General features: G+C 68.1%; 12 protein-coding genes. 9 read left to right on the forward strand and 3 right to left on the reverse strand.

The genetic code is table 11. The annotated features are described in order from the left end of the window. Window positions 1–2: 2 nt before the first annotated feature. The 7 genes from glpX to MLE42_RS14990 all read left to right on the forward strand — a co-directional run bounded on the left by glpX (window position 3) and on the right by MLE42_RS14990 (window position 11,343). Window positions 3–983 (forward strand): class II fructose-bisphosphatase, encoded by a 981-nt coding sequence (glpX, locus tag MLE42_RS14960; RefSeq protein WP_243288679.1) that lies wholly within the window; start codon window positions 3–5, stop codon window positions 981–983. Between the two features lie 16 nt (window positions 984–999). After that, window positions 1,000–1,464, forward strand: coding sequence for a DUF4442 domain-containing protein (locus tag MLE42_RS14965; RefSeq protein ID WP_243288680.1), 465 nt, complete (start codon window positions 1,000–1,002; stop codon window positions 1,462–1,464). Between the two features lie 29 nt (window positions 1,465–1,493). Continuing rightward, on the forward strand, window positions 1,494–3,518 hold the full coding sequence (locus MLE42_RS14970; protein ID WP_243288681.1) for a M13 family metallopeptidase: 2,025 nt from the start codon (window positions 1,494–1,496) through the stop codon (window positions 3,516–3,518). A gap of 51 nt (window positions 3,519–3,569) precedes the next feature. Further along, window positions 3,570–5,576, forward strand: a complete 2,007-nt coding sequence (locus tag MLE42_RS14975; protein ID WP_243288682.1) for a M13 family metallopeptidase — start codon at window positions 3,570–3,572, stop codon at window positions 5,574–5,576. A gap of 35 nt (window positions 5,577–5,611) precedes the next feature. After that, a complete protein-coding gene (locus MLE42_RS14980) occupies window positions 5,612–7,261 on the forward strand; it encodes a dipeptidase (RefSeq protein WP_243288683.1) in 1,650 nt (549 codons plus the stop codon). Between the two features lie 119 nt (window positions 7,262–7,380). Next, the gene (locus MLE42_RS14985; RefSeq protein WP_243288684.1) at window positions 7,381–9,159 is read left to right on the forward strand and encodes a M1 family metallopeptidase; all 1,779 of its coding nucleotides are present in this window, start codon (window positions 7,381–7,383) and stop codon (window positions 9,157–9,159) included. Between the two features lie 138 nt (window positions 9,160–9,297). After that, the gene (locus MLE42_RS14990; protein ID WP_243288685.1) at window positions 9,298–11,343 is read left to right on the forward strand and encodes an OPT family oligopeptide transporter; all 2,046 of its coding nucleotides are present in this window, start codon (window positions 9,298–9,300) and stop codon (window positions 11,341–11,343) included. Window positions 11,344–11,490: 147 nt separating this feature from the next. On the opposite strand, the gene MLE42_RS14995 is transcribed toward MLE42_RS14990, so the two are convergent. The 3 genes from MLE42_RS14995 to MLE42_RS15005 are packed head-to-tail and all read right to left on the reverse strand — an operon-like array spanning window position 11,491 to window position 14,469. Then, on the reverse strand, window positions 11,491–12,267 hold the full coding sequence (locus MLE42_RS14995; RefSeq protein ID WP_243288686.1) for an inositol monophosphatase family protein: 777 nt from the start codon (window positions 12,265–12,267) through the stop codon (window positions 11,491–11,493). 55 nt (window positions 12,268–12,322) lie between these two features. Next, window positions 12,323–13,804, reverse strand: a complete 1,482-nt coding sequence (locus MLE42_RS15000; protein WP_243288687.1) for an SDR family oxidoreductase — start codon at window positions 13,802–13,804, stop codon at window positions 12,323–12,325. Beyond that, window positions 13,801–14,469: an adenine nucleotide alpha hydrolase gene (locus MLE42_RS15005; protein WP_243288688.1), complete on the reverse strand. Its 669-nt coding sequence runs from the start codon at window positions 14,467–14,469 to the stop codon at window positions 13,801–13,803. The genes MLE42_RS15000 and MLE42_RS15005 overlap by 4 nt, the downstream gene beginning before the upstream one ends. Before the next feature lie 71 nt (window positions 14,470–14,540). Between MLE42_RS15005 and MLE42_RS15010 the strand changes: the two genes are divergently transcribed. Both MLE42_RS15010 and MLE42_RS15015 read left to right on the forward strand, forming a co-directional pair. After that, a complete protein-coding gene (locus MLE42_RS15010; RefSeq protein WP_243288689.1) occupies window positions 14,541–15,083 on the forward strand; it encodes a NifU family protein in 543 nt (180 codons plus the stop codon). 178 nt (window positions 15,084–15,261) lie between these two features. Beyond that, window positions 15,262–16,263 (forward strand): GAF domain-containing protein, encoded by a 1,002-nt coding sequence (locus MLE42_RS15015; RefSeq protein WP_243288690.1) that lies wholly within the window; start codon window positions 15,262–15,264, stop codon window positions 16,261–16,263. Window positions 16,264–16,398 lie beyond the last annotated feature (135 nt).

Here is a 16,398-nt window from a genome sequence, read left to right on the forward strand (position 1 = left end):
CCATGGAACAGACCCTGTCCCTCGAATTCCTGCGCGTGGTCGAACAGGCCGCCATTGCCTGCGCCTCCTCCGTCGGCCACGGCCGGCGGAAGTACAGCGACCAGCTCGCAGTGGAAGCCATGCGCCACGCCATGGAGACCGTCCGCATGGACGGCACCATCGTCATCGGCGAGGGCGAGCGGGACGAGGCACCCATGCTCTTCATCGGCGAGAAAGTGGGCATGGGGGCGGACATGGATGGGGACCACCCGGCGGTGGACATCGCCGTGGACCCCCTGGAAGGCACGAACCTCTGCGCCACCGGCGCCCCCAACGCCATCGCCGTGCTGGCGGCCACGGAAAAGGGCGGCCTGCTGCACGCGCCGGACCTCTACATGGAGAAGCTGGTCGTGGGTCCGGCCGCCAAGGGCAAGGTGAGCCTCAACGCGCCCGTGCAGGAGAACCTGGAGATCATCGCGAAGTCCCTAGACCGCAAGGTCGAGGAGATCACCGTCACCGTCCTCGACCGGGAGCGCCACGCCCAGCTCATCGCCGACATCCGCAAGGCCGGCGCCCGCATCCAGCTCATCGGCGACGGCGACCTCAGCGCCGCCATCAGCGCCGCCGTCAGCGGCACGGGCATTCACGCGGTCATGGGCACCGGCGGGGCCCCGGAGGGCGTGCTCTCCGCCGCCGCCCTCAAGTGCCTCAACGGCGAGATCCAGGGCCGCCTCAAGGTGGACACCAACACCGCCAGCCGCGAGAAGGCCGAGGCCATGGGCGTGGACTTCGACCGCATCTACTTCACGGACGACCTCTGCCCCGGCAAGCAGATCGTGTTCGCGGCCTGCGGCGTCACCCACGGGAACCTCCTGAAGGGCGTGCTCCACTTCGGTCACGGCGTCCGCACCCAGAGCCTGGTGCTCACCTACCAGGACCGGAAGGTGCACTTCATCGACACCGTGCACATGAAGGAAGGCGAGAAGGTCACGGTCCGCTTCTAGCCTCCTCCGGAATCTCTTGCGCGAATCCCTCCGCACCCGCCTCTTCCGCTGGGTCTTCAACTTCTGGCCCTGCTACCGGGGCACGGGGGCCCGGGTGGCCTTCATCGCCTCGGACTGGTCCGAGGTCCGCGTGCGCCTGCCCCTCTCCTGGCGGACCCGGAACTACGTGAGCACCATCTTCGGCGGCAGCCTCTACGCCGGAGCGGATCCCATCTACATGCTCATGCTGATCCACCGGCTCGGACCGGAGTACGTGGTGTGGGACAAGGCCGCCTCCATCCGCTTCCGCAAGCCGGGCCGCAGCGCCCTCTTCGCCACCTTCCGGATCGACGAGGCCGAGCTGGCCGAGATCCGCCACCTCCTCCGGGATCAGCCCAAGGTGGACCGCACCTACCCCGTGGAATGGCGGGATGCGGAAGGCACCATCCATGCTGAACTGAAGAAAGTGGTTCACATATCACTTCGGAATCCTTCCTGGTAGGCTTTTAGCCTCAACTTACGAGGTTATTCATGGCTTCCTCCCTGCGCGCCTCCCTCGGCCTTTGCCTGGGCCTTGCGGCCTTCTCCCTGGTGGCCCAGCCCAAGCCCGGCGTCGATCCGGCCAACCTGGACACCACCGTGAAGCCCTGCGACGACTTCTACCGGTTCGCCAACGGCGGCTGGCTCAAGTCCCACAGCCTGCCGGCGGACAAGTCCCGCTACGGCGCCATGGAAGAGCTGAGCGAACGCAACCGCGCCATCCTCCATAAGATCCTGAACGAGACCAGCACGAAGACCACCTGGGCCAAGGGCAGCGTCCAGCAGAAGGTGGGCGATTTCTACGCCTCGGGCATGAACGAGGGCGCCATCGAGGCGCGCGGCCTGGCACCCATGAAGCCGATCTTCGCCACCATCGACGGCCTCAAGGACACGAAGCAGCTCCCCGCCCTGCTGGCGAAGCTGCACGCCCAGGGCCTGCCCGGCGGCTTCGGCTTCTTCGTGCGGCAGGACGCCAAAGCCTCCACCCAGTACCTGGGCTACCTGGGCCAGGGCGGCACGGGTCTGCCCGACCGCGACTACTACCTGAAGGATGACGCCCGCAGCCGGGACATCCGCGCCAAGTACGAGGCCCACATCGCCAAGATGCTGGAGTTGACCGGCGACGCGCCGGACCTCGCCCGGGTCCGCGCCAAGGTCGTGCTGGATCTGGAGACCCGCCTGGCCCAGGCCCAGTGGACCCGCGTGGAGCTGCGGAACCCCCAGAAGACCTACAACAAGCGCACCCTCGACCAGGTGGCGACCGAAGCCCCCGGCTTCGACTGGAAGGCCTATTTCGCGGCCCGCGGCGTGAAGCTCGCCGACCTGAACCTCAGCCAGCCCTCCTTCTTCCAGGCCTTCGGCAAGCTGGCCTCCGAGGTGCCTGCCCCCCAGTGGCGCACCTACCTGCGCTGGCATGCCCTCAGCGCCACCGCCAACCTGCTGCCCAAGGCCTTCGGCGAAGAGGCCTTCGCCTTCCACGGCAAGGTCCTGAACGGCACGCCCGAGCGGGAGCCCCGCGCCAAGCGCATCGAGGCCATGACGGACGGCACCCTGGGCGAGGCCCTGGGCCAGCTCTACGTGAAGGTGGCCTTCCCCCCCGAATCCAAGAAGAAGGTCCTGGAGCTGGTGGAGAACCTCCGCGTCGCCCTGCGGGAGCGCATCACGAACCTGGACTGGATGAGCCCCGAGACCAAGCAGCAGGCCCTCACGAAGCTCAATGCCTTCGGCGTGAAGATCGGCTACCCGGACAAGTGGAAGACCTACGCCTTCGACGTGAAGCGGGACGACTTCTTCGGCAACGTGCGCCGTGCCGCCGCCTTCCGCGTCCAGGAGAACCTCAAGAAGCTCGGCAAGCCCATCGACCGCACGGAGTGGGGCATGACGCCGCCCACCGTGAACGCCTACTACAGCCCCACCATGAACGAGATCGTGTTCCCGGCGGGCATCCTCCAGCCGCCCTTCTTCGACGCCAAGGCTGACGACGCGGTGAACTACGGCGCCCTGGGCTACGTCATCGGCCACGAGATGACCCACGGCTTCGACGACAGCGGGAGCCAGTTCGACGCGGAAGGCAACCTCAAGAACTGGTGGACCGAGGCGGACAAGAAGGCCTATCAGTCCCGCACGGACCTGGTGGTGAAGCAGTACGACGCCTACGAGCCCATCAAGGGTGAGCACGTCAACGGCAAGCTCACCTTGGGCGAGAACATCGCCGACATCGGCGGTCTCAAGATCGCCTTCGCGGCCTACCAGAACAGCCTCAAGGGCAAGCCCGCCCCGGCGTCCATCGACGGCTTCACCGGCCCCCAGCGCTTCTTCCTGGGCGCCGCGGCCGTGTGGCGCAACCACATCCGCGAGGCCGCCCTCTCCGTGCGCCTCAAGACCGATCCCCACAGCCCCGGCCGGGAGCGCGTGATCGGCCCCCTGTCCAACCTGCCGGAGTTCTACGACGCCTTCGGCTGCACCGATGGCCAGCCCATGAAGCGGGACGTCAAGGTGCGGCCGGCCATCTGGTGATCCATGCTCCGGAATGCCGCGCATTCCGGAGATAGAAAATAAGGGAATGGTATGAAGAACCGCTCTGTACTGCTCGTATTGGCGCTGATGGCGCCACTCTCGGCCCAACTGCCCTACAAGGGCTTCAACCCGGCGAACCTCGACCCCACCGTGAAGCCCTGCCAGGACTTCTTCCAGTACGCCGTGGGCGGCTGGGCCAAGCGCACGACCATCCCCGCCGAATACGAGCGCTACGGCGTGGACCAGGAGATCGACACCCGGACCCACCAGATCCTGCGGGAGATCATGGAATCCGCGGCGGCCGCCAAGGCCGCCCCGGGTTCCGAGACCCGGAAGGTCGGGGACTTCTATGCCAGCGGGATGGACGAGGCGGGCATCGAGGCCGCGGGGCTCAAGCCCCTGGCTCCGCTGTTCGCGCGCATCGACGGCGTGAAGGACGCGGCCTCCCTGGTGGCCGTGCTGGCGGACCTGCACCGGCTGGGCGCCTTCGCGGGCTTCTATTTCGGCGTCGAGCAGGACGACAAGGAGAGCAGCCGCTATTCCATGGTGCTCGCCCAGGACGGCCTCGGCCTTCCGGACCGGGATTACTACCTGAAGGACGACCCCAAGTCGAAAGAGCTCCTCGCCGCCTACCGCGCCTATGTCGCGAAGATGATGGCCATGGCCGGCTTTCAGGCCGGGGATGCCGACCGCATCCTCGACCTGGAGACGCGCCTCGCCAAGGCCAGCATGACCCGGGTGGAGCAGCGGGATCCCAACGCCGTCTACCACGCCATGACGCCCGCCCAGCTCAAGGCTGCCGCGCCCGGGTTCCCCACGGAGCTCTACCTGAAGGCCCTGGCAGCTCCTGCGCCGGACCGCTTCGTGGTGCGCCAGCCCGCCTTCATGGCCGAGCTGGGCCGCATGATCCAGGAGGTCCCCGCCGACCAGTGGCGCACGTACCTGCGCTGGACGCTTCTCAACGACGCCGCCCCGGGCCTGCCCAAGGCCTTCGAGCAGGCCTCCTTCGCCTTCTACGGCACAAAGCTCCAGGGCACCACCGCCCAGCATCCCCGCTGGAAGCGCGTGATGTCCGCCGCGGACCGCGGCCTGGGCGAGGCCCTGGGCAAGCTCTACGTCCAGCGCGCCTTCCCTGCCAGCAGCAAGGCCAAGGTGCTGGAGATGGTGGAGAACCTCCGCACGGCCCTGAAGACCCGCATCGACGGCCTCGCGTGGATGAGCGGCCCGACCAAGGCCAAGGCCCGTCAGAAGCTGGCCGCCATGCGGGTGAAGATCGGCTATCCGGATGTCTGGCGCGACTACACCCGGCTCGAAGTCAAGCGGCAGCCGTACGTGCTCAACCTCCTGGAGACCCGCCGCTTCGAGTTCCAGCGGCGCCTCGCGAAGCTCGGCGGCCCCATCGACCGCAACGAGTGGAGCATGACGCCGCAGACCAACAACGCCTACTACAGCCCCACCATGAATGAGATCGTCTTCCCGGCGGGCATCCTCCAGCCCCCCTACTTCGACGCGACGGCCGACGACGCGGTGAACTACGGGAACATCGGCGCCACCATCGGCCACGAGATGACCCACGGCTTCGACGACGAAGGCCGCCAGTTCGACGCCGACGGCAACCTCAAGAGCTGGTGGACCCCCGAGGACGAGAAGGCCTACAACGAACGCGCCGAGCTGGTGGTGAAGCAGTTCGATGCCTTCGAGCCCCTGCCCGGTCTCCACCTCAACGGGAAGCTCACCCTGGGCGAGAACATCGCCGACCTGGGCGGCCTCAAGATCGCGTGGGACGCCTGGAAGCTGAGCCAGAAGGGTAAACCTCCCGTGGGCAAAATCGGCGGCTTCACGCCTGGTCAGCGGTTCTTCCTGGGCTACGCCGAGACCTGGCGCACCCTCACGCGCGAGGAGGCCTTGCGCCTCCGGACCGTGACCGATCCCCACAGCCCGGCGAAGTTCCGCGTGAATGGCCCGCTCTCCAACCTGCCGGAGTTCTACGAGGCCTTCGGCTGCCAGGACGGCGACCCCATGAAACGGCCCGAGAAGGACCGGCCGGCCATCTGGTAGCATCGCCCTTTCGTCCCGATTTCCAAAGGATCTCCATGCGCATCCGCCCCCTCGTCCTCCTTGCCACCCTCCTGACCGCCGGCGCGGCCCTGGACGCCTGCACCAACCTGCTCGTGACCAAGGGCGCGACCAAGGATGGGTCGACGATGATCACCTATGCCGCCGACAGCCACACGCTCTATGGCGAGCTCTACTTCAAGCCCGGCGGCAAGCACAGCCCCGGCGAGGTGCGCGTGATCCGGGAGTGGGACAGCGGCTTCACCTTCGACACGGGCAAGGTCCTCGGCAGCATCCCCGAAGCCCCCGTGACCTACACCCGTGTCGGCAACATGAACGAGCACCAGGTCACCATCGCCGAGACCACCTTCGGCGGCCGCAAGGAGCTGCAGGTCCCCAGCGGCATCATCGACTACGGCAGCCTCATCTACATCGGCCTGGAGCGCGCGAAGACCGCCCGCGAGGCCATCCAGGTGATGACCACCCTCGCCGAGCAGTACGGCTACGCCTCCGAGGGCGAGAGCTTCTCCATCGCAGATCCCAACGAAGTCTGGATCCTCGAGATGATCGGCAAGGGCAAGGGGCAGACGGGCGCCCTCTGGGTGGCCTACCACCTGCCGGACGGCACCATCAGCGCCCACGCCAACCAGTCCCGCATCCGCCAGTTCCCCCTGAACGACCCCAGCACCGCCATCTACAGCAAGGACCTCATCCCCTTCGCCCGCGAGAAGGGCTACTTCAAGGGGGCGGACAAGGACTTCAGCTTCGCCGACACCTACGCGCCCCTCACCTTCGGGGCCCTGCGCGCCTGCGAGGCCCGCGTGTGGAGCCTGTTCCGCCGCGCCGCGCCCAGCCAGAACCTCTCCATCGACTACGTCAAGGCCGTGAAGGGCGCCAAGCCCATGCCGCTCTTCATCAAGCCCGACCAAAAACTGAGCGTGCATGACGTCATGCAGCTCATGCGCGACCACTTCGAGGGCACCGAGTTCGACATGACCAAGGACGTGGGCGCCGGTCCCTACAAGCTGCCCTACCGCTGGCGACCCATGACCTGGAAGGTGGACGGCCAGGAGTACCTCCACGAGCGCGCCATCAGCACCCAGCAGACCGGCTTCTCCTTCGTGAGCCAGGCCCGCGGCTGGATGCCCGGTCCCGTGGGCGGTGTCCTCTGGTTCGGCGTGGACGACACCTACACCACGGTCTACCAGCCCATCTCCTGCGCCATCACGGCGCCCCCCAAGGCCTTCGCCATCGGCACGGGCAACTTCGATTCCTTCAGCTGGGACAGCGCGTTCTGGACTTTCAACTTCGTCAGCAACTACACCTACACCCGCTGGAGCGACATGATCGTGGACGTCCAGAAGGTGCAGCAGGAGCTCGAAGGCCGCTATCTGGCCGACCAGGCGGAGGTGGACCGCAAGGCCCTGGAACTCTACAAGCAGGATCCCGCCCAGGCCCAGGCCTACCTCACCCAGCGCGCCGCCGCCAACTCCGAGGAACTGATGGGCCGCTGGAAAAAGCTGGGCGAATCCCTCATCTGGAAGTACCTGGACGGCAACGTCCGCAACGGGAAGGGCGAGGTCACCCATCCCAAGGCCCCCGAGGACTGGCTTCGCTGCATCGTCAAGGACCACGGCGACACCATCAAGATGCGGAAGGTGGAGGGGTTGGCGCCGGACGAGGAATAGGCCCGGAAGGTCTGAAAACCTGCAATTTTCAGCTAGGAGGCCCCGCTCGCGGGGCCTCCTAGTTGTGACGCTTGCCAATCCATACCCCGTGGGATGATGGCCGGTCTCCCGAGGTCCCCATGCACCGCCCTGATCCGCATTCCCACTACGATGCTGCCCAACCGAAGGCCCGGCGGCTTCGCCTGAAGCTGGAGGTGGACTTCGCCGCCAAGCGCATCGCTGGGGAGGTCGTGCTGGAGTTCGGCGGCCCGGTGTCGGGCCCGCTGGACCTGGACACCAAGGGGCTGGAGATCCTCGCGGTGGACGCGCCGGGCAAGGGGTCCCTCCCCTGGGAGCTGGGGGAAGCCGATCCCATCCTGGGCAGCCGCCTGCGGGTGACGGCGCCCGCGGGCACGCAGGAGGTGGCCATCCGCTACCGGACGGCCCCAGACGCCATGGCCCTCCAGTGGCTGGATCCGCAGCAGACCGAGGGCAAGGTGGCGCCCTACCTCTTCAGCCAGTGTCAGCAGATCCACGCCCGCACCATGGTGCCCTGCCAGGACACGCCCATCGCGCGCGTCTCCTACCAGGCGGAAGTCACCGTGCCGGAGGGTCTCACGGCCGTGATGTCCGCGGGCCCGGACGGCGATGAGGCCACCGGCGATGGCCGCCACGTCTTCCGCTTCACCATGCCCCAGCCCATCCCCAGCTACCTGCTGGCCCTGGCCGTGGGGCGCCTGGAGTCCCGCGACCTGAGCCCCCGCAGCCGCGTGTGGGCGGAGCCCGAGACGGTGGAAGCCGCCGCCTGGGAGTTCGCGGGCGTGGAGGAGATGATCGTCAAGGCCGAGGGCCTCTTCGGGCCCTATCCCTGGGACCGCTACGACATGCTCGTGCTGCCGCCTTCCTTCCCCTACGGCGGCATGGAGAACCCCCGCATGACCTTCCTCACGCCCACCCTGCTGGCGGGGGACCGCAGCCTGGTGGACGTGGTGGCCCATGAGCTGGCCCACAGCTGGACCGGCAACCTCGTCACCAACGCCAGCATGGAGCACTTCTGGCTGAACGAGGGTTTCACCGTCTGGGCCGAGCGCAAGATCCTGCGCACCCTCCACGGGGACGACGCCGCGGCCCTGGGCTGGGCGACGGGCCAGAAGGCCCTGGAGGACAGCCTGGAGCGCTTCAAGAAGGAGCCCCACCTCACGGTGCTGCGGATGCACCTCGAGGGCATCGATCCCGACGACGCCTTCTCCAGCATCCCCTACGAGAAGGGCGCGCGCCTGGTGGCCGCCCTGGAGCGCGAGGTGGGCGAGGCGCGCTTCCAGCGCTTCCTCCGCGAGTACATGGACGCCTTCCGCTTCACGTCCATCACCACCGAGCAGTTCTGCGCCTTCGTGGGCGAGAAGCTGCCCGGCGCCCTGGCGGCCGTGAACGCCACCGCCTATCTGGGCGAGCCCGGGATGCCCGCCACGGCGCCCCAGTTCCACAGCGCCCAGCTGGATGGCCTCACGGCCCTGGCGGAAGGATGGGGGGGAGGTCAGCGACCCACCGAGGCCCAGATCGCGGCCTGGACGCCTTCGGAGCTGCTGGTCTACCTCCAGAAGCTGCCCCGGCAGCTCACCCAGGCCGACTGCGCCTGGCTGGACGCGCACTTCAAGCTGATGGATCGCGGCAACCACGAGATCCTCGTGGAGTGGCTCACCTTGGCCGCGGCCGCCGACTACGAGCCGGCCTTCCCGCGCATCCGCGAGGTGCTGATCCGCGTGGGCCGCATGAAGTACCTGCGGCCCCTCTACGGCGCCCTGGGCCAGCACGCCCGCACCCGCGCCCTGGCCCGCGAGATCTTCGCCGCCGCCAGTCCCGGCTACCACGGCCTGTCGCGGCGCGTGGTGGCATCCGTGCTTGAGTCCTACCCCAGCTGAAAAACACTCGCGGAGATCGCAGAGAAAGCGGAGAACCCAGAGGAGACAGCCATGTTTCTTTTCTCCGCAATCTCCGCCAGTCTCCGCGATCTCTGCGTGAGTCTTTGCCCTTCCATGGCCTGAACCCCAGGAGCCTCCATGTCCCACGGATCCGAACCCCAGGAGATCAAGGGCCTGCCGGCGAACGCCCGGCGCGCCCTGTCTCCCGGCGAGAGCTACGTCCCCCTCGTCCCCCAGGACGGCGTGCCGGAGACCACGCCCCGGGCCATCACCATGGGCCTCATCTTCTGCGCCATCTTCAGCATGGCCGCCGCCTACCTGGCCCTGAAGCTGGGCCAGGGCATCGAGGCCGCCATCCCCATCGCCATCCTGGCCGTGGGCCTCTCGCGCTTCTTCCCCCGCAAGAACACGATCCTGGAGAACGTCATCGTCCAGAGCATCGGCGCCAACAGCAGCCATGTGGTCAGCGGCGCGGCCTTCACCATCCCCGCCCTCTACATCCTGGCCCAGACGCCCGGCAGCGGCGTGCCCACGCCCACGCTGTGGCAGGTGGTGCTGGTGAGCTTCCTGGGCGGCTGCATCGGCATCCTGTTCCTGGTGCCCCTGCGCCACCACTTCATGGTGGAGAACCACGGCATCTTCCCCTGGCCCGAGGCCACCGCCACCGCCGAGATCCTCGTGACCGGCGAGAAGGCCGGCAACCAGGCCAAGGAGCTGGCCATCGCCGCCGGCATCGGCGCCCTGTACGACGGCATCACCTCGATCTTCCGCGGCATGGGCGAATACCTGCGCCTCGACCACGTCTGGGTGGGCCGCGCCCTGCGCGACAAGTTCATGAGCTTCAACTTCCTGAACAGCGCGGCCACGCTGGGTATCGGCTACATCATCGGCCTGCGCTATTCCGCCGTCATCGCTGCCGGCTCCTTCTTCAGCATGTTCGTGCTGGTGCCCCTCTTCCACGCCATCGGCCAGCATGTGCCGGTGATCGTGCCGCCGGGCGCCAAGCTCATCGCCGACATGACGCCCGAGCAGGTCTTCTTCGCCTACGTGCGCATCATCGGCGTGGGCGCCATCGCGGGCGCGGGCGTCATGGGCGTGCTGGCCTCCATGCCCAACATGATCCGCAGCATCATCAGCAACATGAAGGCCCTCATGAACCGGGACGCGGCCGCCGAGTCCCCCAAGGCCGCCATCCGCACGGAGCGCAGCCTGGCGGGCTCCATGATCGCCGTGGGCCTCGTCACCAGCATGGTGGGCACGATGGCCTTCCTCAGTTTCGGCCTCGGCATCAAGCAGGCCCTGGTGCCGGCCCTCATCGCCACCCTCGTGGTGATGGTCATCTCCTTCTTCTTCGCCCCCGTCGCCGCCCGGGCCATCGCCACCATCGGCACCAACCCCATCAGCGGCATGACCATGCTGACCCTCGTCATCACCGGCGTGCTGATGCTGAGGCTGAACTTCACCGGCGGCTACGGCATGTTCCTCACCATGATGGTGGGCGGCATCGTCTGCACGGCCCTGGCGGCCTCCGGCGCCTTCAGCACCGACCTCAAGATCGGCCACTGGATCGGGGCCACGCCCGCGCGCCAGATCGGCTGGAAGTTCGTGGGCACCTTCGTGGCGGCCCTCTTCACGGGCATCGCCATGTGGCTCATGGCCAAGCAGGTGAACCTGGACGGCACCATGGCCCTGGGCACCTCCATCCCGGCGCCCCAGGCCAGCGCCATGAAGGCCATCCTCGAAGGCATCTTCGGCACCGTGTCCATGCCCCTGCGCTGGTACGCCTTCGGCCTCGGCGTCATGCTCTCCCTCGTGCTGCGCATGGTGGAGCTGCCCGCCCTGGGCTTCGCGCTGGGCATGTACCTGCCCATCGAGCTGAACACGCCCCTCTTCCTGGGCGGCATCCTGGCGCACCTGGTGAACCGGGCCAAGCCCGGTACCAGCGAAGCCGACGCCAAGGCCCGGGAGAACCGCGGCGTCCTCATCGCCAGCGGCCTCATGGCCGGCGGCGCCATCATGGGCGTGGTGGCCAGCTTCGTGAAGCTCAAGTGGACCGAGGGCTTCCCCCTCCTCAGCACCCACCAGGCCGAAGGGGCCCTGGGCGAGTGGCTGGGCCTCGCCGCCCTCGTGGCCCTGTGCCTCTACGTCGTCGTCTACAGCCGGCGGGCCAAGGGCGAGGCGTAGCCGTTCGTCAGTCGAAAAGAATCCGATAAGCGGAGGAGGACAGAGAAGCTGAGGAAAGCGGAGAAAAGGTTTCTGGGTTGCTTTTCCTCCGCTTTTCTCTGTTCCTCGGCCGCCCTCCGCTTACATCACGCCTTCCCGCGAAGTCGCTCAGCCCTCCAGAGTCTCCAGCAGATCCTGCGCCACGCCCCGGGTGCCCACCACCAGGTTCCCGCTCTGGAACCAGCCCTGCCCACCGTTCCAATCGGTGATCACGCCGCCGGCCTCCTGCACCAGCAGGGCGCCGGCGGCGAGGTCCCAGGGCTTGAGGCCCAGCTCGAAGTAGCCGTCGAAGATGCCGCAGGCCACGTGGGCTAGGTCCAGGGCGGCGCTGCCGGCGCGGCGGATGCCCTTGGCCCTCGGAAAGACGCGACCCAGGGCGGCGTTGAAGGTCGGCCAGCGCTCGCCCAGCTGGAAGGCGAAGCCTGTTGCGAGGAAGGCACCATCCAGGCCCTCCTGCTGAGAGACGTGCATGGGCTGGCCATTCCAGGTGGCGCCCATCCCACGCACGGCCAGGAAGCAGTCCTCCCGCAGGGGATCCAGCACACAGCCCACCACGGGGCCTTCCGCGTCCCACAGGGCCACGGACACGCACCAGTGGGGGAAGCCCTGGACGAAGTTCAGGGTGCCGTCCAGCGGATCGACAATCCAGCGGCGCTCGGTGTCCCCGGAAGCACCGCCCTCTTCACCCATAAAACCGTATTGCGGGAAACGGAAGTCCAGCTCGGCGTGGATGGCGGTCTCGGCGGCGCGATCGGCCTCGCTCACCATGTCGTTCTTGGTCTTCTCGGTGATGGTGGCCGGATCGAGTTTCCGGAAGTAGCCGAGCAGCACCTTTCCCCCGGCCTGGGCCGCAGCCAGGCAAGCCTCCCGTTGCGCGTCGTACATGTCAGGCTCCCTGGAGAAGTCATGACAAGACGCCACGGGGCCTTGTCATGACCCCTCAGATTCTGTCATGGGCCTCCGCCCGCTTCTTCAAAGCCCGGATCATGCCGGGGAACACGAAGAGGTGGAAGGGCAGCACGGAGTACCAGTAGATCAGACCGAGCACGCCGTGGGGCTCGAAGAAGGCGGTCTGCTCCAGGCGCGAGCCCGTTCCCTCGGGTCGCACGGTGAATTGGAGCCAGGCGTGGCCATCCAGCTTCATCTCGGACCGCAGGCGCAGGAGGCGGTCCTCCTCGACAGCCTCGACGCGCCAGAAATCCACGGGATCGCCCACCCGGAGCTGCCGCGGGTGCCGCCGCCCCCGGCGCATGCCCATGCCGCGGAACAGCCGGTCCAGGAAGCCGCGGATCTGCCACAGCCAGTTGCCGGCGGGCCAGCCGTTCTCGCCGCCCAGCGCGCAGAAGGTCTCGAACACCACGTGGGGCCGCGCTTTGACGTGCCGGTGGTGACGCTCCAGGAACATGCCCTCGTGGGAACCCAGGACCTCCTCCTCCTGCTCGCGGGAGAGGCTCGTGGCCCACGTGGTCTCCACCGCGTCCTCGTCCAGGCGCTGCAGGGCCAGGGCCAGGGCCTCCTTGTAGGCCATGGGGCGCACCCGGAAGACCTCCAGGGCGCGGGGGTCGCGCACCACCACCTCCGTGGTCATGCCTTCGATGAGGGGCTTGGCCAGAACCAGCGGGATGGGCGTGACCAGGTCCACCCACAGGGCCGACAGGATCGGCAGCGGCACGCGCATGGGGAGGATGTAGCGGCGCAGGCCCCGGGCCTCGGCGTAGCCCAGCATCATCCGCCGGTAGTCGAGGACGTCGCGGCCGCCGATCTCGAAGATGCCCGACACATCGGGATGCTCCAGGGCCTCGGTCAGGTAACCCAGCACGTTGCGCACGCCGATGGGCTGGCAGCGGGTGTTGACCCAGCGCGGCGTGATCATGACGGGCAGGCGCTCCGTCAGGTGGCGGATCATCTCGAAGCTGGCGCTGCCGCTGCCCACGATGACGGCCGCCCGGAACTCCAGCACCGGCACGCCCGTGGAGCCCAGGGCCGCGCCCACCTCCTGGCGGCTGGCCAAGTGCTCGCTGCGCTGGCGCGCCGGATCCCCCAGCCCGCCCAGGTAGATGATCCGCTGCACGCCCGCCTTGGCGCAGGCCGCGGCGAAGACCAGGGCATGGCCCAGGTCCCGGTCCCGGAAGTCCGGCCGGTCCTCGCCCATGGCATGGACCAGGTAGTAGGCCTGCGACACGCCCTCCAGGGCCACCGCCAGGGAGGCCGGATCGCTCACGTCCCCCTTCACCGTCTGCACCCCCGGCCAGCTGCGCCCCGCCAGCCGGTCGGGGTTGCGCGCCATGCAGCGCACGCGGTGGCCCGCCGCGAGCAGACGGGGCACCAGGCGTCCACCGATGTAGCCCGTGGCGCCGGTCACGAGGATGAGCGGCCGGCCGGGGTCCATCAGGCTCGCGCCCGTGGGCTGCGGCGACGTCATGCGGGCACCAGGTCCGCGAAGACGAACCCGTCCCGTTCCACCACTTCGCCCCGTCGGACCGCCACCGGATGGCTGAACATGGGGCCGTCCCAGGCGAAGGTGTGGAACTCGCCCCGTTCCCCACAGGGATCCACGCCGGCCGGCAGGTCCGCCAGCAACCCGGCGTCGAAGGCCCGGCCCGCGAAGGAGGCATCCAGTGCCCGGAGGTCCACGCAGGTCAGGGTGGCCTTCAGGCCCGCGGTCACCATGGTCCGGGAAACCTCCGCGGTATCCGGATCCCAGATGGGGAACAAGGGCGCCAGGCCCGTGCCTGCCAGCTTCTGGATGCGGTAGTCCCGCACATCCTCCAGGAACAGGTCCCCGAAGGCCATGGCGCCGATGCCTGCGGCCACGGCCTCGGCGCAGACCTGGGCCATGCGGGCCTCGTAGGCCTCGTTGGGGCATGGCCAGGGCAGCGGCACCTTCCAGAGGGGCAGCCCCGCGGCCTCGGCCTGGGCCTCCAGCAGGGATTCCCGCACCGCGTGCATGGCCACCCGCCCGAAGGCCTCATTGGTGGTGGTGAGGAGCCCCACCACCTCCACGTCCCCGGCCTGGCGGAGGGTGTGGAGGGTCCAGGCGGCGTCCTTGCCGCTGGACCAGCTCAGGAGGACCTTCGTCCGAGTCATGGGATCTCCGGGTCCAAGTATGGGCCCTCGAAAATCCTGACGAATTTGGTAAACTTTCCTGGGAGCCTTCCATGCCCAAGGTCATCAACATCGAACCCACACCCAATCCCGATGCCCTGAAGTTCCTGGTGCACCCGGCCATTCTCAAGGCCGGCTCCCGGTCCTTCAAGGATTTCGGGGCGGCCGTGGGCGATCCGCTGGGCTCGGCGCTCTTCGCCCTGGGCAAGGTGACCTCCGTGTTCTACATGGACCGCTTCGTCACCGTGAACAAGGACCCCTCGGCCGAGTGGACCGATCTCATCGACCCCATCTGCGAATCCATCGAGGACCTGAAGCTGCCCGAGAACGACACCGGCGATGTGGCGCTGACGCCGGGCGGCGACGCGGACGCGACGCTGGAGCGCATCAACCAGCTGCTGGACTCCCGCATCCGGCCCGGCCTGGCGGGGGATGGCGGCGGCCTGGAGGTGATCTCCTTCGACGGCCAGACCCTCCAGATCAGCTACCACGGCGCCTGCGGCTCCTGCCCCTCCTCCACCAGCGGCACCCTGCGCTACATCGAGGGGCTGCTCCAGGAGGAGATCAGTCCCAGCCTCCGCGTGGTGAGCTGGTGAAAGGCCCGTCAGAGGCCTGGCCCATTCCCCGCCCACGGCGCCTCGGTCATGGCCGGAGGCCATGCCGAGTGGAGATCAGCCCCAGCCTCCGCGTGGCGAGTTGGTAGATTCCTTCCAATCTCGACTCTTGCGTGACAGGGAAAATCCGGCACTCTAAGGATACCGACTGGAGACATGCGTGAGCCCTGGGAAGGCGGTCAAGCGTCGCAGTGCCAAGGGGAACCATCTTGCCGCGCTGGCGGACCTGCTCAACGCCAGCCGGGAGGACCCGGCCCGGCTCTTCGAGCATGGCCTCGCCCTGCTGGTGGACCGCCTCAATGTGGACCGCGCCCTGCTCACCCGGATCACTGGGCTGGGCTACGAGGTGTTCTGGTGGGCCGTGGCGGAGGGCGCCAGCATGAACGGCATCTTCGAGGCCCCCGAGAAGGGCTACTGTCCCTGGGTGATGACCCACCCGGACCGTCCGCTCACCATCCGGGACGCCTCGCTGGAACCGCGCTGGCGCAAGAGCCCCGGCTACCTGGAACTCGGCATCCGCGCCTACTCCGGCGTGGCCCTGAAGGAAGGCGACAACGTGGTGGGCACCCTGTGCGTCCAGTGCCACGCCCCCAGGACCTTCGACCGCGGCGAGACCGAGCTGATCCGCGCCATGGGACACCTCATGGCGCGCACCCTCGAATCGGAGAGCATGAAGCAGGAGCTCCGGGGGGCCCTGGACGCGCTGGAGCTCAGCGGCGCCATCGTGGAGGACAGTGCCCTCCAGAGCGCCCGCTCCGGCCTGCCCAACCGCCGCTACCTCGACATCTGGCTCCGCGCCTCGCTGTTCATGGCCCGCCGCCGCAAGGAACCCATCGCCCTCGCCCTCTGGTCCCAGCCCCTGGTGACGGGCACCCGCGGCCGCCTGGCCGCCGCCGCCTCCCATCTGCGGGGCGAGGATCTGCTCATCGAGCTGTCGGCGGACCAGTACCTGCTGATCATGCCCCACACCAGCGAGGAGGGCGCGGAGGTCCTGCTCACGCGGCTTCGCGGGATCGTGGGCGAGCATCCCACCGGGGCGACGCTGTGGTTCCCCGGGGATGACGACATGACCTTGAAGTCGGCTTTGACGCGCGTCGGCAAAGCCTTCACTGAAGCCAATCGCGAGGGTACGAGCCTGATCTGGAGCCACCGCCGAGGGTGAACGGCGACACGCACGCTGGCCCGTCGGGCAGGTCCATGGGAAGATGAAAAGCTCTGGCACAGCCGGTGGAACCCGGCCCCGTGGAGGTGGATGTTGGAAACTCCGACCTTGGTGAAAGCGGCCCTCAATGCGCTG

It is taken from the genome of Geothrix terrae (genome assembly GCF_022808775.1).
Lineage (GTDB): Bacteria > Acidobacteriota > Holophagae > Holophagales > Holophagaceae > Geothrix > Geothrix terrae.

Coding starts and splice junctions, on each gene's coding strand:
- MLE42_RS15010 (WP_243288689.1), top strand. CDS start 14,541: ATGCCCAAGGTCATCAACATCGAACCCACACCCAATCCCGATGCCCTG.
- MLE42_RS15005 (WP_243288688.1), bottom strand. CDS start 14,469: ATGACTCGGACGAAGGTCCTCCTGAGCTGGTCCAGCGGCAAGGACGCC.
- MLE42_RS14990 (WP_243288685.1), top strand. CDS start 9,298: ATGTCCCACGGATCCGAACCCCAGGAGATCAAGGGCCTGCCGGCGAAC.
- MLE42_RS14975 (WP_243288682.1), top strand. CDS start 3,570: ATGAAGAACCGCTCTGTACTGCTCGTATTGGCGCTGATGGCGCCACTC.
- glpX (WP_243288679.1), top strand. CDS start 3: ATGGAACAGACCCTGTCCCTCGAATTCCTGCGCGTGGTCGAACAGGCC.
- MLE42_RS15000 (WP_243288687.1), bottom strand. CDS start 13,804: ATGACGTCGCCGCAGCCCACGGGCGCGAGCCTGATGGACCCCGGCCGG.
- MLE42_RS14995 (WP_243288686.1), bottom strand. CDS start 12,267: ATGTACGACGCGCAACGGGAGGCTTGCCTGGCTGCGGCCCAGGCCGGG.
- MLE42_RS14980 (WP_243288683.1), top strand. CDS start 5,612: ATGCGCATCCGCCCCCTCGTCCTCCTTGCCACCCTCCTGACCGCCGGC.
- MLE42_RS14970 (WP_243288681.1), top strand. CDS start 1,494: ATGGCTTCCTCCCTGCGCGCCTCCCTCGGCCTTTGCCTGGGCCTTGCG.
- MLE42_RS14985 (WP_243288684.1), top strand. CDS start 7,381: ATGCACCGCCCTGATCCGCATTCCCACTACGATGCTGCCCAACCGAAG.